This is a genomic window from Pseudomonas putida (assembly GCF_001941965.1).
GTDB lineage: Bacteria > Pseudomonadota > Gammaproteobacteria > Pseudomonadales > Pseudomonadaceae > Aquipseudomonas > Aquipseudomonas putida_L.
Genome location: NZ_MKZO01000025.1, coordinates 185,660 through 207,522, shown reverse-complemented (window position 1 = coordinate 207,522; position 21,863 = coordinate 185,660). Strand labels below are relative to the sequence as shown.

The 21,863-nt window shown below is 62.0% G+C and carries 22 protein-coding genes and 1 pseudogene; 11 read left to right on the top strand and 12 right to left on the bottom strand.

The window, feature by feature from the left end; genetic code table 11:
* Positions 1 to 98: 98 nt before the first annotated feature.
* Positions 99 to 1,058 (top strand): alpha/beta hydrolase, encoded by a 960-nt coding sequence (locus tag PSEMO_RS15285; RefSeq protein ID WP_075803827.1) that lies wholly within the window; start codon positions 99 to 101, stop codon positions 1,056 to 1,058.
* A gap of 97 nt (positions 1,059 to 1,155) precedes the next feature.
* Positions 1,156 to 1,953, top strand: coding sequence for a hypothetical protein (locus tag PSEMO_RS15280; RefSeq protein ID WP_075803826.1), 798 nt, complete (start codon positions 1,156 to 1,158; stop codon positions 1,951 to 1,953).
* Between the two features lie 124 nt (positions 1,954 to 2,077).
* Here the strand turns inward: PSEMO_RS15280 and prmB are convergent, their stop codons facing one another.
* The gene (gene prmB / locus PSEMO_RS15275; protein ID WP_075803825.1) at positions 2,078 to 2,986 is read right to left on the bottom strand and encodes a 50S ribosomal protein L3 N(5)-glutamine methyltransferase; all 909 of its coding nucleotides are present in this window, start codon (positions 2,984 to 2,986) and stop codon (positions 2,078 to 2,080) included.
* 187 nt (positions 2,987 to 3,173) lie between these two features.
* On the opposite strand from prmB, the gene PSEMO_RS15270 reads away from it, so the two are divergent.
* From PSEMO_RS15270 to PSEMO_RS15250, 5 genes are all read left to right on the top strand, one after another.
* Positions 3,174 to 3,764: a cysteine hydrolase family protein gene (locus tag PSEMO_RS15270; RefSeq protein WP_075803824.1), complete on the top strand. Its 591-nt coding sequence runs from the start codon at positions 3,174 to 3,176 to the stop codon at positions 3,762 to 3,764.
* A 69-nt stretch (positions 3,765 to 3,833) separates the two neighbouring features.
* The gene (locus PSEMO_RS15265) at positions 3,834 to 4,154 is read left to right on the top strand and encodes a hypothetical protein (RefSeq protein WP_075803823.1); all 321 of its coding nucleotides are present in this window, start codon (positions 3,834 to 3,836) and stop codon (positions 4,152 to 4,154) included.
* Positions 4,155 to 4,191: 37 nt separating this feature from the next.
* On the top strand, positions 4,192 to 4,749 hold the full coding sequence (locus tag PSEMO_RS15260; protein ID WP_075803822.1) for a Smr/MutS family protein: 558 nt from the start codon (positions 4,192 to 4,194) through the stop codon (positions 4,747 to 4,749).
* Positions 4,750 to 4,818: 69 nt separating this feature from the next.
* Positions 4,819 to 5,364 (top strand): GTP cyclohydrolase I FolE, encoded by a 546-nt coding sequence (gene folE, locus PSEMO_RS15255; protein ID WP_075803821.1) that lies wholly within the window; start codon positions 4,819 to 4,821, stop codon positions 5,362 to 5,364.
* Between the two features lie 58 nt (positions 5,365 to 5,422).
* On the top strand, positions 5,423 to 5,794 hold the full coding sequence (locus PSEMO_RS15250) for a glutathione S-transferase N-terminal domain-containing protein (protein ID WP_075803820.1): 372 nt from the start codon (positions 5,423 to 5,425) through the stop codon (positions 5,792 to 5,794).
* Positions 5,795 to 5,894: 100 nt separating this feature from the next.
* Here PSEMO_RS15250 and PSEMO_RS15245 read toward each other — a convergent pair whose 3' ends face one another.
* Positions 5,895 to 6,497 carry a glutathione S-transferase family protein gene (locus tag PSEMO_RS15245; protein WP_075803819.1) on the bottom strand — a complete coding sequence of 201 codons (603 nt, stop codon included), beginning with the start codon at positions 6,495 to 6,497 and terminating at the stop codon, positions 5,895 to 5,897.
* Between the two features lie 137 nt (positions 6,498 to 6,634).
* Here PSEMO_RS15245 and PSEMO_RS15240 point away from each other — a divergent pair, with 137 nt between their 5' ends.
* On the top strand, positions 6,635 to 7,828 hold the full coding sequence (locus tag PSEMO_RS15240) for a benzoate/H(+) symporter BenE family transporter (protein ID WP_075803818.1): 1,194 nt from the start codon (positions 6,635 to 6,637) through the stop codon (positions 7,826 to 7,828).
* 15 nt (positions 7,829 to 7,843) lie between these two features.
* Here PSEMO_RS15240 and PSEMO_RS34295 read toward each other — a convergent pair whose 3' ends face one another.
* The 3 genes and pseudogenes from PSEMO_RS34295 to PSEMO_RS15230 form a co-directional block, all read right to left on the bottom strand.
* Positions 7,844 to 8,548, bottom strand: a complete 705-nt coding sequence (locus PSEMO_RS34295) for a methyl-accepting chemotaxis protein (RefSeq protein ID WP_372239122.1) — start codon at positions 8,546 to 8,548, stop codon at positions 7,844 to 7,846.
* A 207-nt stretch (positions 8,549 to 8,755) separates the two neighbouring features.
* Positions 8,756 to 8,929 (bottom strand): annotated as a pseudogene (locus PSEMO_RS34290) (HAMP domain-containing protein); the annotation flags it as partial.
* A gap of 990 nt (positions 8,930 to 9,919) precedes the next feature.
* Complete coding sequence (locus PSEMO_RS15230) at positions 9,920 to 11,332, bottom strand: aminotransferase-like domain-containing protein (protein ID WP_075803816.1); 1,413 nt, start codon at positions 11,330 to 11,332, stop codon at positions 9,920 to 9,922.
* 114 nt (positions 11,333 to 11,446) lie between these two features.
* Between PSEMO_RS15230 and PSEMO_RS15225 the strand changes: the two genes are divergently transcribed.
* Entirely contained in the window at positions 11,447 to 12,607 is a 1,161-nt protein-coding gene (locus PSEMO_RS15225; protein WP_075803815.1) for an MFS transporter, read from the top strand.
* On the opposite strand, the gene PSEMO_RS15220 is transcribed toward PSEMO_RS15225, so the two are convergent.
* On the bottom strand, positions 12,600 to 13,361 hold the full coding sequence (locus PSEMO_RS15220; RefSeq protein ID WP_075803814.1) for an SDR family oxidoreductase: 762 nt from the start codon (positions 13,359 to 13,361) through the stop codon (positions 12,600 to 12,602). The genes PSEMO_RS15225 and PSEMO_RS15220 overlap by 8 nt on opposite strands.
* A gap of 231 nt (positions 13,362 to 13,592) precedes the next feature.
* Between PSEMO_RS15220 and PSEMO_RS15215 the strand changes: the two genes are divergently transcribed.
* Complete coding sequence (locus tag PSEMO_RS15215) at positions 13,593 to 14,597, top strand: NADP-dependent oxidoreductase (RefSeq protein WP_075803813.1); 1,005 nt, start codon at positions 13,593 to 13,595, stop codon at positions 14,595 to 14,597.
* Between the two features lie 93 nt (positions 14,598 to 14,690).
* On the opposite strand, the gene pyrF is transcribed toward PSEMO_RS15215, so the two are convergent.
* Positions 14,691 to 15,392 carry an orotidine-5'-phosphate decarboxylase gene (pyrF, locus tag PSEMO_RS15210; RefSeq protein ID WP_075803812.1) on the bottom strand — a complete coding sequence of 234 codons (702 nt, stop codon included), beginning with the start codon at positions 15,390 to 15,392 and terminating at the stop codon, positions 14,691 to 14,693.
* 175 nt (positions 15,393 to 15,567) lie between these two features.
* Here pyrF and PSEMO_RS15205 point away from each other — a divergent pair, with 175 nt between their 5' ends.
* On the top strand, positions 15,568 to 15,735 hold the full coding sequence (locus tag PSEMO_RS15205; protein ID WP_075803811.1) for a DUF2897 family protein: 168 nt from the start codon (positions 15,568 to 15,570) through the stop codon (positions 15,733 to 15,735).
* Positions 15,736 to 15,789: 54 nt separating this feature from the next.
* Here PSEMO_RS15205 and PSEMO_RS15200 read toward each other — a convergent pair whose 3' ends face one another.
* The 5 genes from PSEMO_RS15200 to PSEMO_RS15180 all read right to left on the bottom strand — a co-directional run bounded on the left by PSEMO_RS15200 (position 15,790) and on the right by PSEMO_RS15180 (position 21,862).
* A complete protein-coding gene (locus PSEMO_RS15200) occupies positions 15,790 to 16,107 on the bottom strand; it encodes a ComEA family DNA-binding protein (RefSeq protein ID WP_075803810.1) in 318 nt (105 codons plus the stop codon).
* A gap of 334 nt (positions 16,108 to 16,441) precedes the next feature.
* Positions 16,442 to 17,425 carry an NAD-dependent epimerase/dehydratase family protein gene (locus PSEMO_RS15195; protein WP_256721143.1) on the bottom strand — a complete coding sequence of 328 codons (984 nt, stop codon included), beginning with the start codon at positions 17,423 to 17,425 and terminating at the stop codon, positions 16,442 to 16,444.
* An 82-nt stretch (positions 17,426 to 17,507) separates the two neighbouring features.
* Positions 17,508 to 19,535 (bottom strand): polysaccharide biosynthesis protein, encoded by a 2,028-nt coding sequence (locus tag PSEMO_RS15190; RefSeq protein WP_178392003.1) that lies wholly within the window; start codon positions 19,533 to 19,535, stop codon positions 17,508 to 17,510.
* A 56-nt stretch (positions 19,536 to 19,591) separates the two neighbouring features.
* Entirely contained in the window at positions 19,592 to 20,611 is a 1,020-nt protein-coding gene (locus PSEMO_RS15185; RefSeq protein ID WP_075803988.1) for an MraY family glycosyltransferase, read from the bottom strand.
* Between the two features lie 105 nt (positions 20,612 to 20,716).
* Positions 20,717 to 21,862, bottom strand: coding sequence for a glycosyltransferase (locus PSEMO_RS15180; protein WP_075803809.1), 1,146 nt, complete (start codon positions 21,860 to 21,862; stop codon positions 20,717 to 20,719).
* Between the last annotated feature and the right edge of the window lies 1 nt (position 21,863).

Genomic DNA, 21,863 nt, shown 5'->3' with positions numbered 1-21,863 from the left:
AGGCCGCCAGTATACGCAGGCTAACCAATCAGTTCATCCCCGATGCAGAACCTTCCTCTGCCGCTTCGGTCTTACTGGCATCCCCCCATGTGTGTTCGATGATGCCGCGCCTCGCCGCCCTCCTCCTGCTGTTCGTCTCCTGCTTCGCCCAGGCTGCCCCGACGGTGTTCCAGCGTCCGGTCAGCCTCGATACCGGCCAGGGCATCCTGCGCGGCAGCCTGCTGTTGCCGCGCACCGAGACGCCACCGCCGGTGGTGCTGATCATCGCCGGCTCCGGGCCCACCGACCGCGACGGCAACAACCCGGCCGTGGGCCGTATCGATATCCTCAAGCGCCTGGCCCTGCAGCTGGCGCGCAACGGCATCGCCAGCGTGCGCTACGACAAGCGCGGGGTTGCCGAAAGCCTGGCGGCGACCCCGGACGAACGCAATCTGAGTGTCGAGCGCTACGTCGCCGACGCCGTGGCCTGGAGCCGCACGATCAAGACCGATCCGCGCTTCGGGCCGCTGATCCTGCTGGGCCATAGCGAGGGCGCGCTGATCGCCAGCCTGGCCGCCGGGCCGGCGGGTGCCAACGGGGTGATCGCCCTCGCCGGCAGTGGTCGGCCGATCGACCAGGTGCTGCGCGAGCAATTGGCGGAGCAACTGCCACCCAAGGAGCTCACGCGCGCCCAGACGCTGATCGACCAGCTCAAAGCCGGCCAGCAGACCAAGCAGATACCCGCACCACTGAAAGACGTTTTCCGCCCCAGCGTGCAGCCCTACCTGATTTCCCTGTTCCGCCAGGACCCGGCGGCGGCCTTCGCGGCCTTGAAAGTGCCGGCGCTGATCATCCAGGGCCGCAACGATATCCAGGTCAGCCCGGCCGATGCCCGCGCCCTGCATACCGCCAAACCCGATGCGGAACTGGCCCTGATCGACGGCATGAACCATATGCTGCGCATCAGCCCGCCGGGCATCGGCCAGCAGCGCGACGCCTACACCAATCCCGAACTGCCCCTGGCCAGCGCCCTGGGCGAGCGGATCGTCGCTTTTGTGCGCCAGTTGACACCGGGTTGAGCAAATTGCCCTCCAGTCCTTGCCGCGCCGGCCGATAGACCGATTGCAGGCAACGCCATTGCAGGCTGCCTGGCGCGCATAAAAGAGGACCTCCGTGATGACTGATGCACCCACCCAGGACGCTGCCGAAGCGACCGACGAGCCGGCTGCGCCGGAAGCTGCCCCGCTGCCCTGGGCGGACCTGGCCCCGGAGCATTTCCAGCTGCTGCGCCTGGCGCCGCTGCCCACCGACCGCGCCAGCGGTCCGCGCCCGCTGCGCTTCGTCCAGTACGGCTATGCCGAACGGCACAGCAAGGAGCACAGCCTGCTGCGCATGGAGATCCGCCTGCCCGGGCAGAAGACCCGCAAGGAACAGAACGTCCTCGATATCCGTGTCGATCACGCCCAGCGCCTGGTGACCATCGGCCCGGACAGCGGCCTGCAGGTCGAGCCGCTGAACCGCGGGATCGGCCGCTTCCTCGTGGCCCAGGGCGTACAGTGGGCGCAGCGGCGCTGGTCGGGCTACCAGCTCGAAGGCGGCCTGCTGGCGAACAAGGATGCGCTCAACGAAGACACCCGCCTGCGTCGCGACCATGTACTGCAGGCCAGTGGCGTGCAGGTGGAATACGCCGATGCCCAGCATCTGAAGGGTAGTTACGCGCAAACCCAGGTCGGCCAGCTCAAAGGCGGCTGGAACACCGACAAGCTGCAGCGGGTGGACATCATCGATGCCGCCAGCATGCTCCAGCAGGCCGAGCAGAAGCTGCACGAGAAGGAAGCGCAACTGCGCGAGCGGGATGAACGGGTGGCCAAGTTCAAGCGCGAGGACAGCGGTCTGCGCTTTACCATCACCTGCCTGGTGGCGTTTGCCGTGTTCCAGGCCGGGTTGCTGATCTGGATCGCAACCCACCGCTAAAAAGCATCGCTGGCAAGCCAGCTCCCACAGGTTTACCGCTGCCCCTAAGGGCGGCGCGGTCCCTGTGGGAGCTGGCTTGCCAGCGATTGCAATAGTGCAGCCGACACAGGACCTAGGTAATTTCTTAGACCCGCGAGGCGAACAACGCCTGATGCTGGCGGCACTGCTCCGCCGTCAGCATGAACACCCCATGCCCACCGCGCTCGAACTCCAGCCAGGCGAAGTCCACTTCCGGGTACAGCTGCTCCACATGCACCTGGCTGTTGCCCACCTCGACGATCAGCAGACCTTTCTCGGTCAGGTGCTCCGCCGCCTCGGCCAGCATGCGCCGGACCAGGTCCAGGCCATCGTTGCCACAGGCCAGGCCCAGCTCGGGTTCGTGGTGATATTCCGCTGGCATGTCGGCGAAGTCCTCGGCATCGACATACGGCGGATTGGACAGGATCAGGTCGAAACGCTGCCCCGGCAGGCCGGCGAAACCATCACCCTGGACGGTGTAGACGCGCTGGTCCAGGCCATGCCGCTCGATATTCTGGTTGGCCACTTCGAGGGCTTCGAAGGACAGGTCGGCCAGGACCACTTCGGCGTCGGGGAAGACCTCGGCACTGACGATACCGATGCAGCCGGAACCGGTGCACAGGTCGAGAATCCGCGCAGGCTCCGCCGCCAGCCAGGGCTCGAAGCGCTTTTCGATCAGCTCGCCGATCGGCGAACGCGGTACCAGCACGCGCTCGTCGACAATGAACGACATGCCGCAGAACCACGCCTCACCAAGCAGATAGGCGGTGGGCACGCGGTCTTCGATCCGGCGCTTGAGCAGGCGCTGCAGGTTGACCAGTTCGTCGTCTTCGAGGCGGCAGTCGAGGTAGCTGTCGGCCACTTCCCATGGCAGGTGCACCGCGCCCAGCACCAGCAGGCGGGCTTCGTCCCAGGCGTTGTCGGCACCGTGCCCGAAGAACAGGTCGTGTTCATGGAAACGGCTGACAGCCCAGCGAATATGGTCGCGCAATGTGCGCAGGCGGGAAGTGATCACGGCAGACTCCTTGGAAGACGACCGGCAAGTCTACCAGCCCCGCGCCAGGATTGGCCGCCACGGCGAAAATGAGCCAATCGCTGACATGGCTGGGAGCCAATAACTGCGCCACTTGTGCGCGAAGCGATTCACATCGGCGGCCAAGCAAGGGAGAATAGCCAAAAAGCCCTAGCCAAAGGAGCCCTTAATGTCTGTTCCAACGACGATGTTCCACCTCAGTGGACGCGGCTACCCGCCAGCCAAGCTGAGCAATGCCAGCCTGGTGATTATCGATGCGCAGAAGGAGTACCTCAGCGGTCCCCTGGCGCTGTCGGGCATGGACCACGCCGTGGCGAACATCGGCAAACTGCTCGAAGCGGCACGCAAAGCCGGTCGTCCGATCATCCATGTGCGTCACCTGGGTACCGTCGGCGGCCTGTTCGACCCGCAAGGCCCGCGCGGCGAATTCATCCCGGGCCTGGAGCCGCAGGGCGATGAAATCATCATCGAAAAACGCATGCCCAACGCGTTCAAGAACACCAAGCTGCATGAAACCCTGCAGGAACTCGGGCACCTGGACATCATCGTCTGCGGCTTCATGAGCCACTCCAGCGTCAGCACCACCGTGCGCCGGGCCAAGGACTACGGCTACCGCTGCACCCTGGTGGAAGATGGCTGCGCCACTCGCGACCTGCCGTTCAAGGACGGCGTGATCCCCGCCGCACAGATCCAGCAGAGCGAAATGGCGATCATGGCCGACAACTTTGCCTGCGTGACTCCGGTCGACAGCCTGATCTGACCCGGCTGGCGTACGGAACCACCTCGACGATTTCCGGTCAAAAGCCGGATCTTTACTGAGGAGATCGGCATGAAAATATCCGACGGTTTCGACGCCAAACGCCTGCGCCCGCGTCAGCCGGGCGCCTGGGGTGCGCGTCTGGCCGCGATCTTCGCCATGCTCCTGACCACCCTCGGCGTGCTCCTGACCATGGCCGGCGCCGCCAGCCTGCTCGGGCGCCCCGCCGCCCTGGGCGAGCTCAATGACAATCCCGCCGCCGCCAGCCTGATCCTGGTTGGCGGCTTGTTCGTGCTGTATCTCGGCATCTGGGTCTGGCGCCGCCGCCGCTTGCGCCTGCGCCGGGGCCGCGAACTGAACCTGTCCCCGCACCTGATGAAAAAACACGACTGACTGCGTAGACTCTGCGCGGTTCTGGCGGAGGCTTTACATGCAAGACGATGATTTTTCCCTGTTCAAGAGCGAGATGCGCGGCGTCAAGCAGATCAAGCATGACCGCGCCGACACCGGCAAACCCAAGGCCGACCGCAAGCAGCTCGCCAGCCTGAGGCAGAACGCCACGGTGCGCAGCGACCAGACCGTGGTCGATGGCCTGTCGGACCAGTTCGTTATCGATGTCGGGCCGGAAGACGACCTGCACTGGAGCCGCGACGGCGTGCAGGAAAGCCAGATGCGCAAGCTGAAGATCGGCCAGATCCCCTTCGAAGGCAGCCTCGACCTGCACGGCATGAGCGTGGAGAAGGCCCGGGAGATCCTCTGGGACTTCCTCGCCGAGGCCACCCGCTTCGAAATTCGCTGCGTGCGCGTCACCCACGGCAAGGCCGTGCGTCTGGACGGCAAGCGGCCAATGATCAAGAGCCACGTCAACACCTGGCTGCGCCAGCACCCGCAAGTCCTCGGTTTTACCTCGTGCCAGGCCCGTCACGGCGGCACCGGCGCGGTGTACGTGATGCTCAAGCGGACCATGCTCGAAGGACGCGACGAGTAACGCCGCACTTGCGGCGGCGCCACAGCCGCCGTACCCTTCGCGTTTGCGAAATACACCACAGGTAGATCCATGTCCCTGGAACAGCATTACACCGCGATCCTTGGCCAACTCGGCGAGGATGTCTCCCGCGAAGGCCTGCTCGACACGCCGAAACGGGCCGCGAAGGCCATGCAGTACCTTTGCCGCGGTTACAACCAAACCCTGGAAGAAGTCACCAACGGCGCACTGTTCAGCTCCGACAACAGCGAAATGGTCCTGGTCAAGGACATCGAGCTGTACTCGCTGTGCGAACACCACCTGCTGCCGTTCATCGGCAAGGCGCATGTCGCCTACATCCCGAGTGGCAAGGTGCTGGGCCTGTCCAAGGTGGCACGGATCGTCGACATGTATGCCCGTCGCCTGCAGATCCAGGAAAACCTCAGCCGCGAAATCGCCGAGGCGGTGCAGCAGGTCACCGGCGCGACCGGCGTGGCCGTGGTCATCGAAGCCAAGCACATGTGCATGATGATGCGCGGTGTGGAGAAGCAGAACTCGTCCATGATCACTTCGGTGATGCTCGGCGCCTTCCGCGACAATGCGGCGACCCGCAGCGAGTTTCTCAGCCTGATCAAGTGATCGGGTGCGTTGTTCGAGCCGACCTCTTCAGGTCGGCTTTTTATTGCGAGGAATCACCATGATCGTCAAAGCCCTGCGGGTCGGCCTCGGCCAAATGATCGTCTTTTTCGACTGGATCAGCCGTCCGGCCAAGCTCAAGCGTGACCCGGCGGCGCAAGCCCGGGTCGAGGAACAGGCACGCGGCCTGACCCTGTACCAGTTCCATGCCTGCCCGTTCTGCGTGAAGACCCGCCGCACCCTGCACCGCCTGAACGTGCCGGTGGCGCTGCGGGATGCGAAGAACAACGAGCAGGACCGTCAGGCGCTGCTCGAAGGCGGCGGCAAGATCAAGGTGCCGTGCCTGCGGATCGAGGAAGATGGCAAGACTACCTGGATGTATGAGTCCAAGGTGATCATCGAGTATCTGGACAAGCGATTCTCGGCGGTGTGAGTACTGGCCTCATCGCTGGCAAGCCAGCTCCCACAGGATCGCGGTGCATGCAATTCCTGTGGGAGCTGGCTTGCCAGCGATAGGGCCAGCAGCTTCAACATCAACCCAGCATGGTTACATGCCGCGGATGCTCCGCCACCCGCGCCAGCCACTCCCTGACCTTCGGATACACCGCCAGGTCGAAGCCGCCCTCATGGGCTACATGGGTGTAGGCATACAACGCCACATCGGCGATCGAGTACTGGTCCCCCACCAGGTACGGCGTCACTTCCAGTTGCCGCTCCATCACTTTCAGCGCCTTGTGCCCGCCCTTGTGCAGCTTGCGGTATTCCTCCAGGCGCTCGTCCGGCAGCCCCAGGTAGAACTGGATAAAACGCGCCACGGCAATGTACGGCTCATGACTGTACTGCTCGAAGAACTGCCATTGCAGGACCTGGGTGCGCAAGCGCGGCTCGCTGGGCAGGAACTCGCTGCCGTCGGCGAGGAAATTGAGAATCGCGTTGGACTCCCACAGGCAGGTGCCATCTTCCAGTTGCAACACCGGTACCTTGCCGTTGGGGTTCATCGCCAGGAATTCCGGGGTCTGCGTCTCTCCCTTGAGAATATCCACCGGCAGCCAGGTGTACGGCAGATCAAGCAGATGCAGCATCAGCTTGATCTTGTAGCAGTTGCCCGACTGGTAATCCCCATAGACCTTGTACATCGTGCCCCTCCCCTCTTTTACGCCAAACGGAATCGCTGACTGTACGGCTAAATGCAACGCTCGCTGTACCGCACTCGCGGGCAGTACGCACGGTAGTCTGAAAAATCTGCTTACACCCGAAGAACAAGGAATTTCCCATGCCCAACGCCACTTCCGCACACCTGCGGCCGCTGGCCGACTCGTCTCCCTCGGCGGTAGTCGCCGGCTTTATCGCCATGCTCACCGGCTACACCAGCTCGCTGGTGCTGATGTTCCAGGCCGGCCAGGCCGCAGGACTCACCAGCGCGCAGATCTCCTCGTGGATCTGGGCCCTGTCCATCGGCATGGCAGTGTGCAGCATCGGCCTGTCATTGCGCTACCGCACACCAGTGACAGTGGCCTGGTCGACCCCCGGCGCGGCGCTGCTGATCACCAGCCTGGGCGGCGTGACCTACGGCGAGGCGATCGGCGCCTATATCACCTGTGCGGTGCTGGTGGTGATCTGCGGCCTGACCGGCAGCTTCGAGCGTCTGGTGCGGCGCATCCCGGCGTCCCTGGCCGCGGCCTTGCTGGCGGGGATCCTGTTCAAGATCGGCAGCGAGATCTTCGTCGCGGCGCAACACCGCACCACGCTGGTGCTGGGGATGTTCTTCAGCTACCTGCTGGTCAAGCGCCTGTCACCGCGCTATTGCGTGCTGGCGGCGCTGCTGGTGGGAACCGGACTGTCCGCCGTGCTCGGGCTGCTGGACTTCAGTCATTTCAAGCTGGAGGTGGCAACCCCGGTGTGGACCACGCCGAGCTTCTCCCTGGCCGCGACCATCAGCATCGGCATCCCGCTGTTCGTCGTGGCGATGACCTCGCAGAACATGCCCGGGGTCGCCGTGCTGCGCGCCGACGGTTACCAGGTGCCGGCCTCGCCGTTGATTTCGGTCACCGGCATCGCTTCGCTGCTGCTGGCGCCGTTCGGCTCCCACGGGGTCAACCTGGCGGCGATCAGCGCGGCCATCTGCACCGGCCCCCACGCCCATGAAGACCCGAACAAACGCTACACAGCGGCGGTCTGGTGCGGGATCTTCTACGGCATCGCCGGGACCTTCGGCGCCACCCTCGCTGCCCTGTTCGCCGCGCTGCCCAAGGAGCTGGTGCTGTCCATCGCCGCCCTGGCCCTGTTCGGCTCGATCATGAACGGCCTGAGCGTGGCGATGAACGAGGCCAAAGAACGGGAAGCGGCGCTGATCACCTTCATGGTCACCGCCTCCGGTTTCACCCTGTTCTCCATCGGCTCGGCCTTCTGGGGCATCGTCGCCGGGGTGCTGACCCTGCTGATCCTCAACTGGCGCAAAAACGCCTGACAGACGCTTGCGGACTCAGATCCGGAAGTGTCCGACCATTCCCTTCAGCTCCGCCCCCAACTGCGCCAGCTCGATACTCGAGCTGGCGTTGCCGCGCATGGCCATGGCCGACTGATCGGCGCTGCTGCGGATCTGGGTGACACTGCGGCTGATCTCCTCGGCCACCGAGCTCTGCTGCTCGGCTGCGGCGGCGATCTGCTGGTTCATCTGCTGAATCAGCGACACCGCGCTGGCGATGCTGCCGAGGGCGCTTTCGGTCTGCAGGGCATCGGCCACCGCCAGCTTGACCAGCTCGCCGCTGTCCTGGATCTGCGCGACCGAAGCCTGGGCGTTGCTGCGCAGGCTGCTGACCAGGCGTTCGATCTCACCGGTGGATTGCTGGGTACGCTGGGCCAGCGCGCGCACCTCGTCCGCCACCACTGCAAAGCCACGGCCCTGCTCGCCGGCCCGGGCCGCTTCGATAGCGGCATTGAGTGCCAGCAGGTTGGTCTGCTCGGCGACGCTCTTGATCACTTCCAGCACCGAGCCGATGTGCTGGATCTCTGCGCTGAGGCTTTCGATGCTGTGGCTGGCGGAATCCGCCGCACTGGCCAGGCGCTCGATGCGCTGCATGCTCTGGCGCACCACCTGCTGGCCGCTCTCCACCTTGCCGTCCGCCGATTGCGCGGCCTGGGCCGCTTCCTCGGCATCGCGGGCGACGCTGTGCACCGTAGCGGTCATCTGCTGCATGGCGGTGGCGACCTGGTCGGTCTCGTCCTTCTGGCTGCTGACTTCGCGGTTGGTCTGCTCGGTCACCGCCGACAGGGTGTGGGCGCTGCTGGCCAGCTTGTCGATGCCGGTCTGCAGGCCACTGACGATGCCGCTCAGGCCGCTGCCCATCTGCTGCATGGCCAGCAGCAACTGGCCAACCTCGTCACGGCGGTCGACGACGATCTGCCCGCGCAGATCACCGGCGGCAATTTCCTGGGCCCGGCCGATGACCCGGCGCAGCGGCTGGACGATGGCGCGGGTGATCAGGATGGCCGCCACCACACCGACCAGCAGCGCCGCGAGTGACGACACGAGGATCAGCAGGGCATTGCGCTTCAGCTCGCTCTGCATGCTGGCATCGATCGCCCCGTTGATCTGTTCGACCCGGGTCGTGACCTGGTCGGCGCGCTCCTGCAACTGCTTGCGCAATTGCGCCTCGCGAGCCAGCAGGTCGGTGTATTCACCCAGCTTCTCGCCAAAGCTGGCGATATGGGTGATGACTTCGCCGAGTACGCTCTGGTAGCCGGGATCCTGGATCACCCCCTTGAGCTGATCGGCCAGTTGCGCGGCCTGTTCGGCCTGTTCGATACGGCCCTGGCGCAGGTCTTCGGCGCCCTTGCGGTTCTGCTCCAGGCGCACCCGCGCTTCATCCATGGCTTGCAGCATCAGGCGCGCCACCTGGGCGACCTGGCCGGCCTGCTCGACGAACTCGGCGCCCTTCTGGCCCTGGGAGTCCTTCAGGGTCCAGGTGCCGTCATCCGCCAGCCCGGACTGCAGCACATCGAGGTTGTTGGCTACACTGGACACCGACCAACTGGCCATGTCCAGGGCCAGCTCCTTGGACTGGGTCAGCTCGACGAACTCATCGAAGGCCTTGCGGTAATCGGCCAGTGCGCTGCCGACATCGCTGCCGCCCAGCTGGGGCAACAGCGCGATCTGGCCTTCCAGCGCTTCCACGCCCTTGCGCAGGGCCTCGGCCTCCTTGGGATCGGAACGCTGGGCGTAACGCTGTTCATGCAGGCGCAAGGCCAGGACACCATTGTTGAACGCGGTGACCTGCTTGAGCCCGTCAAAGCGTTGGCCCAGGCCATACAGCGCAGCGATCCCGATTGCCGCCACCACCGCCGTCAGCAACAGCACGAGGGTGAATCCCAGCCCCAGCTTGCGGGCCATGCCCAGATTGGCAAAACCGCCATTCGTGCCTGACTTCATTGCGCGCTGCCCTCTCCTGCTGCCCTTGGAAAACCCCGGATATCCAGGAACGCAGAGTGGCAACGGCGCCGGGCGCTGCACAAGCCACCCCTGTCGCAATCATGGCAAAAAGCTACGAGGCCGTCGTTTTCAGGATGCTGGAGGTCGCCGCGACGATGCTTGCGCCACCGCCTGGAAAAAGCCCTGGGCGCGGTGATCCCGGGCGTAGGCGACATTGATGCGCAACCAGTCGCTGTCGCGGCCTTGCGGGTCGAAGGCCGAACCCGGCGAGAGCAGCACGCCCTGCTCCTGGGCGATGCGCTGCAGGCCGGCAAAGTCGACACCCGGGTAGCGGGTCCAGACGAACATGCCACCGTAGGGTTCGGCGAAGACTTCCCAGCCATGGGCTTCGAGCAGGCGCAGGGCACTGGCCATATGCTCGGCCAGACGCAGGCGCAAGCGCTGCACGCTCTTGCGGTAGACCCCGCTGCCGAGCAACTGCGCTACCACCTGTTCGGCAAAACGCGAGGCGCCGATGCCAGTGATCATCTTTACCTCCGCCAGACGTGCGACCAGCGCGGGCTCTGCCACCAGGTAACCGACCCGCAGCGAACTGCTGAGGGTCTTGGAAAAGCTCGCCAGGTAGATAACCCGCTGTTGACTGTCGAGGGTGATCAGGCGGGTCGCCGGGCCTTCCTGGAAATCGGCGTAGATATCGTCCTCGACGATGCGCAGATCGTGCTCACCGGCCAGTTCCAGCAGGCGCTGGGCGGTACGCGGGGTGAGGCTGGTGCCGGTGGGGTTCTGGTACAGGCTGTTGATGAACAGGTAGCGCGGACGGTGTTCGCGCAGCAGCGCAACCATCACCTCGAGATCCGGCCCTTCGGGCGTGCGCGGCACCTCCAGCAGGCGCACACCATGCAGGCGCAGCAGGTTGTAGAGGTTGTAGTAACCGGGGCTTTCCACCAGCACCGCATCTCCGGGCTTGAGCAGGGTGCGCACCAGCAGGTCCAGGGCCTGGCTGGCGCCCTGGGTGGCGAGGATCTGCTCGGGCTGCACCTGGATGCCGATCAGGGCCAGGCGCTTGCGCACCTGCTGGCGCAAGGCGGTCAGCCCCAAGGGCGGGCCATAGCCGAACAGGTCCTGCTCGGCACCGCGACTGACCTGGCGAATCGCCAGGGCGATCTCCTCGCTCTGCCGCCAGTTGCCCGGCAACCAGCCGCAACCCAGGCGCAGCAGGTCTTCCTGCTCGTCGCTGAACAGCCGCCAGCGCCCCTCGGCGCCTTCGTCCCAGGCCGGTTCCTCGGCGAACGGCGCCTGGCCCCTGCGCTCGGCGACGAAAAAACCGACACCGTGGCGGGCTTCCAGCCAGCCCAGCGAGACCAGGCGGTCGTAGGCTTCGATGGCGCAGGACTGACTGACACCCTGCTCGCGTACTACCTGGCGAATCGACGGCAGTCGCGTACCGGGACGCAGGCGCTGGCTGCTGATCCAGTCGCGCAGGCCGTCAGCCAACTGTTGCACCAGGGGAATGGAACGTTGCCGGTCGAGATTCAGCTGCATGGCGAAAGTGTTCGTCTGTTTTGACCGAACAGTTAATCACAAAAGCCCCGGGGCTGTGCCTTTTCCCTCCGTGGCGCGGCTCGGACAATCGGCGGGCCATCCAAGGAGTTCGTCATGATCAGCCGTCACGCCCCCGCCACCCTGGCCTTCGCCTTGTGCCTGGTGACCTTCGCGGTCAATCTCCAGGCCCCGCTCTACACCGCCTATGCGGCCCTTTCCGGGCAGGGCGCGGCGGCGACGGCGGTGGCCTTTTCCGGGTATGTGATCGGCGTGTTGCCAGTGCTGTTGCTGCTGGGCGGGCTGGCAGACCGGGTCGGACACAAGCGCCTGATCCTCGCGGCGCTGGCGTTGTCGATACTGGCCACCCTGCTGATGCTGCTGGCACCCGGCCTGACCCAACTGGCCTTCGCCCGCACCTTGCTGGGTGTCGGTACGGCGTTGGCGTCAGCCACCGGCACCGCCTACATGTGCGAACTGATGCAGGACGGCGACGCCCGCGCCGCAGCCAATCGGGTGACTGCAAGCACGTCATTGGGTTTTGGCCTGGGGGCTGCGGTGACCAGCCTGTTCCTGTTGCAGGGCCCGAGCCTGGCGCCGGGGAGCTTTCCCTTGCATTTGGCCCTCGCTGCGTTGGCGTTCGTGGCGGTACTGGGCCTGCCCGATCCGGTACAGCGGCGCAACACCGCCCTGCTGCGCTTGCCGTTTTATCCACAGGGCAGCCTGCCCTACGGCCTGGCGATCCTGCTGGCCTGGGCCTGTGTCGGCCTGGTGATCGCCCTGATGCCGTCGATCCTGGCCCGGCACCAACTGGCCAATTGGTCGGGGCTGTCGACCTTCTGCGTGATCAGTTGCGGCCTGCTGTTCCAGCCGCTGGCGCGGCGCATGACCTCGGCGCGCTCGACCTTGCTTGGCCTGCTGGTGCTGCCGTGCAGTTATGTCCTGCTGGCCTGGGGCGCCCACGGCGGGATGCTCGTGGCGGTACTGCTGGGCGCGATCGGCGCCAGCAGTGCCTGCTACGGGTTTATCTATCTGGGAGGATTGTCAGCGGTGAATACCTTGGCCGGCTCGGAAAAAACCCGCGCCAGCGCCGGATTCTTCCTGCTGGCCTATCTCGGCTTCAGCCTGCCGGTGATCTTTACCGGATTACTTGCCGACCGCTTCGGCGCCGGCACCGCGCTGGCACTGTTCGGCGCCCTGCTGCTGACCGGCTGCGTGCTGGTGGCTGGCGCGCTGGTGCGCGCCAGTCGTAACGCCACGCTCGCCGCGATCAGATAGCCGTCGCCCCACCGTCCACGGCCAGGGCCTGGCCGGTGGTGAACGCGGCACCATCGCTGCACAGGTAAAGCACGGCGGCCGCGATTTCCTCGACCTTGCCGATGCGCCCGACCGGGTGCATCGCTGCGGCGAACTCGGCCTTGCGCGGGTCGGCCTCGTAGGCGCGGCGGAACATATCGGTGTCGATCACCGCCGGACACACCGCGTTGACGCGGATCTGCTTCTTCGCGTATTCGATGGCGGCAGACTTGGTCAGGCCGATCACCGCATGCTTGGAGGCCGCATAGATGCTCATCTTCGGTGCCGCACCCAGGCCGGCCACCGAGGCGGTGTTGACGATCGCCCCGCCGCCCTGGGCCAGCAGCAGCGGCAACTGGTACTTCATGCACAGCCACACGCCCTTGACGTTGACGCCCATGATCGCATCGAACTCCGCCTCGCTGCCGTCCGCCAGACGGCCCTGCTCGATCTCGATGCCGGCGTTGTTGAACGCATAATCGAGGCGGCCGAAGGTTTCGATAGTGCGGGCCATTAGGTGCTGCACCTCGGTGTCCCTGGTCACGTTGCACGCCACGAAGATCGCCTCGCCACCCGCCGACCGAATCTCCTCCACCGTGGCTTCGCCACCGGCCACGTCGAGGTCGGCGACCACCACCTTGAGCCCTTCCCGGGCAAATGCGAGGGCCGTGGCCCGGCCGATACCGGCGGCGGCACCGGTGACCAGGGCAACCTGGCCGCTGAACGTCATACTCATCGATAGCTCCTGCAACAGGGGTGAGGACAATGGCCGAGAGTCTAGTCAGGCTACAGGGCGCTTGGGCAGCATCATCAGGACGCCGGTTGGAGCACCATGCGACGCGATGATTATCCACGCCCTGGTTTATCATCCCGCTGGATAGTCGGATATTCGTGGCTCAGGACGAACTTGCCGAACGGGCAGCGAACGTCTATCACAAGACTTTTGCCCAACCTTCGCGAGGCTTCCATGACTGCCCAGACCAACCGCCGCTTCCTGCTCGCCAAACGCCCGGTGGGCGCCGTGACCCGAGACGATTTCAGCTTCGAACAGGTACCGGTGGGCGAACCCGCCGACGGCCAGGTACTGGTGAAAAACCTCTACCTGTCGCTCGACCCGGCCATGCGTGGCTGGATGAACGAAGGCAAGTCCTATATCCCGCCGGTCGGCCTGGGCCAGGTGATGCGCGCGCTGGGTGTCGGCGAGGTGATCGCCTCGCGCAATCCCAAGTTCGCCGTGGGCGACCACGTCAATGGCGCGTTGGGCGTGCAGGACTACTTCCTCGGCGAACCGCAAGGCTTCTATAAGATCGACCCGAAGCTGGTGCCGCTGCCGCGCTATCTCTCCGCGCTAGGCATGACCGGCATGACCGCCTACTTCGCCCTGCTCGAAGTCGGCGCGCCGAAGGAAGGCGAGACCGTGGTGATCTCCGGTGCCGCCGGGGCGGTGGGCAGCATTGCCGGGCAGATCGCGAAGATCAAAGGTTGCCGCGTGGTGGGTATCGCCGGTGGTGCGCAGAAGTGCCAGTACCTGAAGGATGAACTGGGCTTCGACGGGGTCATCGACTACAAGGCCGAGGACGTGCTCGAAGGCCTCAAGCGCGAGTGCCCGAACGGCGTGGACGTGTACTTCGACAACGTCGGCGGCGACATCCTCGATGCCGTGCTCAGCCGCCTGAATTTCAAGGCGCGGGTGGTGATCTGCGGCGCGATCAGCCAGTACAACAACAAGCAGGCGGTGAAGGGGCCAGCCAACTACCTTGCGCTGTTGGTCAACCGCGCGCGCATGGAAGGTTTCGTGGTGATGGACCATGTCGCGCAGTATGGCGCAGCGGGTCAGGAGATCGCCGGCTGGCTGGCCAGCGGCAAGCTGAAGAGCAAGGAGGATGTGGTCGAGGGGCTGGAGACCTTCCCCGAGACGCTGCTCAAGCTGTTCAGCGGGGAGAACTTCGGCAAGCTGGTGCTGAAGGTCTGAGAACAGCGGGAAGCTTCAAGCTTTAAGCAGCAAGAAAGAGCGGCCGGAGTGATGACCGCTTTTACTTGCCGCTTGCAGCTTATGGCTTATAACTCAACCGCGGATTTCCGCGACCACCGCCGCCAGCGCCTTGGCCGGGTCGGCGGCCTGGCTGATCGGGCGACCGATCACCAGGTAGCCGGAGCCAGCGTCCAGCGCCTGGCGCGGGGTGAGGATGCGGCGCTGGTCGTCCTGGGCGCTGCCCGCCGGACGAATGCCCGGGGTCACCAGTTGCAGCGACGGGTGCGCGGCCTTGAGGGCCGGGGCTTCGAGAGCCGAGCAGACGAGGCCGTCCATCCCGGCTTTTTCCGCCAGCGCGGCCAGGCGCAGGACCTGCTCCTGCGGCTCGATGTCCAGGCCGATGCCGGCCAGGTCCTCACGCTCCATGCTGGTCAGCACGGTCACGCCGATCAGCAGCGGCTGCGGACCGCTGCGCTTGGCCAGCTCTTCGCGGCAGGCCGACATCATGCGCAGGCCGCCGGAGCAATGCACGTTGACCATCCACACGCCCATCTCGGCCGCAGCCTTGACCGCCATCGCCGTGGTGTTGGGGATGTCGTGGAATTTCAGGTCGAGGAAGACCTCGAAACCCTTGCTGCACAGGGTTTCGACGATGCCGGAAGCGCTGCTGGTGAACAGCTCCTTGCCGACCTTCACCCGGCACAGCGCAGGGTCCAGCTGATCGGCCAGCTTCAGGGCGGCGTCACGGGTGGGAAAATCCAGGGCGACAATCAGGGGCGTCTGGCAGGCGGACATGGGCAGGGTCTCTTGGCAAGTCGAAAACGGCGCGCATTGTAAACGATGCGAAGGCGCAGCGGGGGCCGGTGATCGTGAATCAGGGTTGAATGCTGCAGCCTATAATTGAACCATCTGTGCCAAGTTTTACTCGATATTACAGATACGGACTCATTGCCGTATGAAGGAGAACGTCATGCCCTGGTATGCCTGGTTGATTCTGTTGGTGGCGCTCGGTTCGATCGTCGGTGGCCTGATGATGCTCAGGGACACCGCGAAGAAGCTGCCGTTGACGGACGAGCAGTTGAGAAAGATCCATGAGCGCAATGCGGAGATGGATGCGAAGGAGGCGCGGGATCGTTAGCGACCATCGCTGAAAAGGCCGATCGACAGGATCGGCCTTTCATCTCTGCTGACCTCAGTTCACGGTCAGCTTGTCCCGGTTGCGATCCAGCAAGGCTTTACCGATTCCCTTTATCTCCAGCAGTTCGTCAATCGAGGCAAAGTCACCGTGCTCCTCGCGATAGGCCACGATGGCCTCTGCCTTGCTCTTGCCGATACCGCTCAACTGGCTTTGCAAGGCCATGGCGTCTGCCTTGTTCAGGTCGAGCCTGGCTGACTCGGCTTGCGCAGAAGTCACGCCTGCAGATGCCGGATTGCCTGGCGCCGCATTCAGTGGCAGGGAAAGGATGCCGAACAGGGCGATCAGGAGTGAGGCGAGATAGGTTTTGCGCATGGGTGAAGCTCCTTGGGTTTGAATGAAGGTGGCAGCGTTTCCTTGGCCGCCTTTCAAACCTAGTCGTTCACCGTACAGGGTCAAATATGTATTCTTTACCAAATCTTGAATCTACCCGAGCGCGAGGCCATGCCCCACAAAAACCGATCTACTCTTGCATCCTGCACCTGACCAACGCAGCAAACGCTTGAGGCCATTCTGATGAAAAGCCCAGCCAGGCAGTGAAGCCAACTTCAGAAAAGTAAACCATTAGCTCGCCAGAGCTGAAGCCATTGATCCAACCCAGACCGTCATGGATCACAGCGCCCAGGCGCATCTGTGGCTACCGGGCCGCTCAAGCCGTCTGCGCATATCGCCGACCAGCTTCTGCCAACGCCGAACTCACATCGACTCGCGGCGTCCACCCCAACAGAGCCCGGCTCTTGGAAGAGTCCAATTGCAAAGAGCAACACAGTTGCGTATGGATGTTGCGCTTGCCTACAGCTGTGGCCAGTACCGCCAGGAGAGGCGAAGGAACAGGCAGCAACAAAGACTTTTTCCCCATGCCTTGCGCCAGCAGCCTAAGCATGTCAGCGGTGGAAACATCCTCACCATCACTGATCAGAAACAGCTCGTTTGCAGCCGCAGGATGACGCGTACAGGTGATGATGAAGTCGACCAGGTTGTCGAGCGCGACAAGACTCCTCTGATTCCTCAAGCTGCCGAATGGCATCGGTATACCAGAGGAGACCAGCTTCAGCAGGCGCTTGAAGTTACCCGGTGCGTGAGCAGCATAAACCAGCGGCGGGCGAATGATCACAAGCTCCATTGCTGAACCCGCACACAGATGCTTCAAGGCTTCTTCAGCTTCGTATTTCGTCCTTGCATAATCCGCATGGGGTGCAGGCGACGAAGTTTCGGAGAACGGCTGCGTATCAGTGACATTACCGTTAACGCCGATTGAGCTGATGAAAATGAAGCGCTTCACGCCCTGCCTGATGGCACTTTGGGCCAATGCCACTGCGCCATCGACATTGATGCGACGAAATGCAGCTAAGGGATCAGTACTGGAGTCATTCAAAACGTGGGCACGAGCTGCCAAATGGATGACGACATCAACACTCTCAAGCGCTGCAGCCCAGTTGGTCTCCGCTCCAATGTCACCAACGGCATGCAGTAATCCATCAGTTGGAGGACTCCCGGCAAGGGAGCGTACAGCTCCAGTTACGACCGTGGAGGCATCGGCTTGCAGCCGCGCGAAAACCGCGCTACCAACAAAACCATTCGCTCCGGTTACCAACACTCGCATGGTTTTCTCCCCGAAATGCTCTTCGACCAAGAACGGATTCGTTTATATGTAAAAGCAATCGCCAGCCCAGATGGACTGACGATAGAGTCGTGTTGAAAAACCAATTGAAACATCACGGATTATGGCGGCGCTGCATATGAATCCAGTCGACGATATCGCCTTCGGGTGCATAGCCACTTACCGTTTCCCGTAGCAACTGGCGAATCCGATCGTAGTCGTCATCGGCGATGGCAGACAGCAGGGCATTCAGCCTGTCCTTGAGAACATCCCAAGAGAGATAGTCCTCGGTTGCAGTCATGATCATCGGATGGCGTGTCGCAGCGACATTGTCACCGATCAGGAGCTCTTCATAGAGCTTCTCGCCTGGACGGAGGCCGCTGAAGACGATGGCAATATCGCCATGAGGGTTGCGCTCGGAACGTACGCTCAGCCCAGACAGATGTATCATTTTCTCTGCCAACTCGACGATCTTGACTGGCGCGCCCATGTCCAAGACAAAAACATCACCACCTTGCCCCATCGAACCCGCCTGGATGACAAGTTGCGCAGCTTCAGGAATAGTCATGAAGTATCGCGTGATATTGGGGTGCGTAACAGTCAGTGGTCCACCGGAGCGGATCTGCTTGTAGAACAGCGGAATGACAGAACCAGACGACCCCAACACGTTGCCAAAACGAACCATGGTGAAGCGCGTCTTGTTGACTTGAGAAACGTTCCCCTGATCAGCGAACAATACCGGCGCCAACTCCCGACTTAATGCTTGCAAGGTCATTTCCGCCAGGCGCTTGGTGCTGCCCATAACGTTGGTCGGGCGAACCGCCTTATCCGTGGAAATCAGCACGAAGTTTTCAACTGCCGCCTGCAGGGCAGCTTGAGCAGTATTCAGGGTTCCGATCACATTGTTTAACACGCCTTCCGCAATGTTGTGCTCCACCATGGGAACATGCTTATAGGCGGCCGCGTGATAAACGGTATCTACACTCCACGTTTTCATGATATCGAACAACTGTGGCTGATTGCGTACCGATCCCAGGATCGGAATCAAACGCACAGGCAAGGACTCGCGGGAGACACGCTGCTCAAGTTCGGAAAGAATTGAATAAAGGTTAAACTCACTATGTTCGAACAACAGCAGGGTTTTGGGACCTTGATTCAGTATCTGCCGACACAGTTCTGAACCAATGGAACCTCCGGCTCCCGTGACCAGAACAGCTTGCCCCGCGATACAGCGCTCAAGCAAGTCCTCTTGCGCGGGAACCGCGTCACGCCCCAGCAGGTCTGCAATGTCGACCTCTTGAATGTCATCGACTTTGACCCGACCACTGGCAAGATCCATGAACCCGGGGATGCTTCTCACGTGCAGCGGGAACCCCTCTAGAAATCCGAGGATCTCACGTCGGCGTCCGCGTGAAGTTGATGGAATCGCCAACAGGATTTCCTGGGCGCCGGTCATATCGATCATGCGTTGAATATGGCGCGGCTTGTAGACCTGAAGCCCAGAAATGACCCGATCAGCGATACTGCTATCATCGTCGATGAAGGCAACCGGTCGCATCACTTTGCCCAAACGCAATGCGGCAACCAATTGGTTCCCCGCTGCGCCGGCTCCATAGATTGCAACCTTCGGCAAGCCGTCGTCGCGATTGGTGGTAAAGGGTACGTGCTGTACCGCGCTATACCAATCCCCGAGGAAATATTGGCGCATGGCAAGGCGCAGGCCCCCTACCATTATCAAGCTCAGCCACCAGAAGTTGAAAATAATAGAGCGCGGCACGACATTGTTGTGCCCACTGTACCAATACACCACCACCGCGAGGATGAGCGAAGCAAGAGAGACGGCCTTGATGATAGTGATCAGTGCGTCGTTGCCAAAGTAGCGCATTACAGCACGATACATTCCGAAGCGAACGAATAACGGAATTGCGATGACTGGCGCAGCTAGGAACAGCCAAAGGTGATCCTCCACGGGATTGGCCAAGTCGTCGATCCCAAGGCGCACCACGAATGCAAGCCATAGCGCACCCCAGACCAGAATCACGTCCGTCATAACCTGCAACAATCGCTTCTGGCGCCTGGGCAGCCCAAGCAACGATGCGCGCATTCTATCCAAAACCCTGTCGAACACCTGTACCGCTCCCATGTTGAATCTTTGTCACGTCGGGTATCCCAATTGATACGCCGCAGTCATCCCGCTGACTATTTTGTTTCGAGGCTGCCAGCTTTGTAGAGAAAAGCCAGCACCGTCAAGGGCGCATATGCCACGAGCAACCCGAGGAAACCATCAAGATCGAACAGCATGACGCAGACCGCTATCGGTAACAACCATAGAAGATTGAGCGCGGCGACCCCGAGGGTGACCGGCAGGTGCTTGCCGTGTTGACGGGACGCAAATTGATAGCCATGACTACGATGCGCTTCGTAGACCTTATCTCCCCGGGCCAGACGGCGTACGAGGGTCAAAGTCGCATCGACAATGAACACCCCCAACAAAATCAGCCAGCACCAAAACAGCTGGGACGAAGCCCACGCGGCTTGTAACGACAGAACTCCGAGAATGATCCCGAGGAAGCCGCTGCCTGCATCTCCCATGAAAATTCGTGCGGGGGGAAAATTCCAAAAAAGAAAACCTCCAACGGCTGCGGCGAGCATCAATGGCAGGGTTATAAGTTGGTCGAAACCAGACAACCAATACAACAGACATGCACCAAGACAAACACAGACAGCCTCGACGCTGGCGATACCATCAATACCGTCCATGAAGTTGTAAAGGTTAAGCATCCAAACCAAATAGAGGGAGCCGATGAGATAGCCGAACCACCCCATATCTACGCTCATGCCGAACAACGCTATCGGCGGCAACGCCTGCAGCCATAGCAATACCCACACCGCAGCGCTGAAGTGTCCCAAAAGACGCCAACGTGCGGCGATATGACCATGATCATCGAGAAATCCTAGCAGCGCGACAGCAACCCCGGCCCCCAGCAAAGCCCAACCGATTGCGATATCGATATTGTCCGTGGCCAACAGAGCCCCGGTTGCCAGAGAAAAGGCGACAACAATTGCCACCCCCCCGCCACGAGGGGTAGGCACGGAATGGGAACTGCGTGCATTGGGGACATCCATCAAACTATGCGAAAGTGCATATCTTCGAAGCGCCCAAGTCAGCAATAACGAAATCAATAACACAATGATTGAATAAACTAACCAACTAGTCATGTATCTCAAAAGCTCCGCAGAATTACGTGGATACACCATATCCCTTAGTGAAATGCTCTCCGGGCCTACCCCGTCAGAATCTGACGACGCCCCCCCGGCGCAGCGTCAATGCAATGCTGCACGAATAAAACTGGCAAACTCATGGACAATCAATGACTGCGAGAAATCCCCATGAGCCCGCTCATTAGCACGGGCCGACAAGCGGGCTCTCATGTCTTTGTCGGTGTACAGAGTCTTCATCGCTGCACCGATCTCCTCCAGCGCGCCCGGCGCATGGAACAGACCGGAGCCCCCCTCCTCCACCGCATCCGATAACCCATAGATCCGGGAAGCGATTGCGGGTAAGCCGACACCTGCGGCCTGGATGGTTGCAGAGCTGAAACCCTCGCGATAGCTGGGAATACAAAATACATCTGCGGCAGCCATATAACCCTCTGGATCGTAGGTGAAACCAACGCGGTGATATCGATCGGTAAAGTCGCTCATGATGACTGTCAATTCGCTCTCGATCCCCTCTTCATCTTCAGGGCCGATGACAAGCAAATGAGCATCGGGCATCTCGGCAGCTACCCGACAAAAAGCACGGGTCACATCGAGCGCGCCCTTGACTCGGGTTAGTCGAGCCATGAAGAGGAATACCACCGCGTGATCATTGATACCCAACTCCTTACGGTACTTCTCGCGTACCACGGGATTCGGTCTGAAACGCTGGACATCAACACCACTGATGGATCCCTTGCCGAAAACCGTTATCTTTCGAGGGGTGACGACACCTTCTTCGATTAGAAACTGACGTTGAGAAGGGCTATCAGCCATCACGTGAGTAGCGCAGAGTGCAAGAACATTATCAAGTTTTTTTAGCCCCCAGCGTACAACGCCGCCATTAGTGAACCACACCTGCCCCGTGAACATATGAAACCGGTGGGGAACACGCGCCATAAACCCAGCGACCATCGCCAGCAAACCCGCTTTGGGCATAATGGAAAATACGCAGTCAAACTTTTCCCTGGCGAAGATTCGATAGAGTAGCCACAACGTTCTCACATCGCTGAATACTGAAGGTTTTCGCTCGATGGGCAAGCGTATGAAGCGAACATGCTCATTGAAGAGTCCATCCATCTGATGGTTTTCAGCATTCGCCATCAATGTCACCTCATGATCTCGGGAGAGCTCACGAATATGCTCCAGCATGAAGACTCGGAGCGCGTAAGGCACTGTTGCTACAATACAAATCTTCTTCTTGATCGCCATG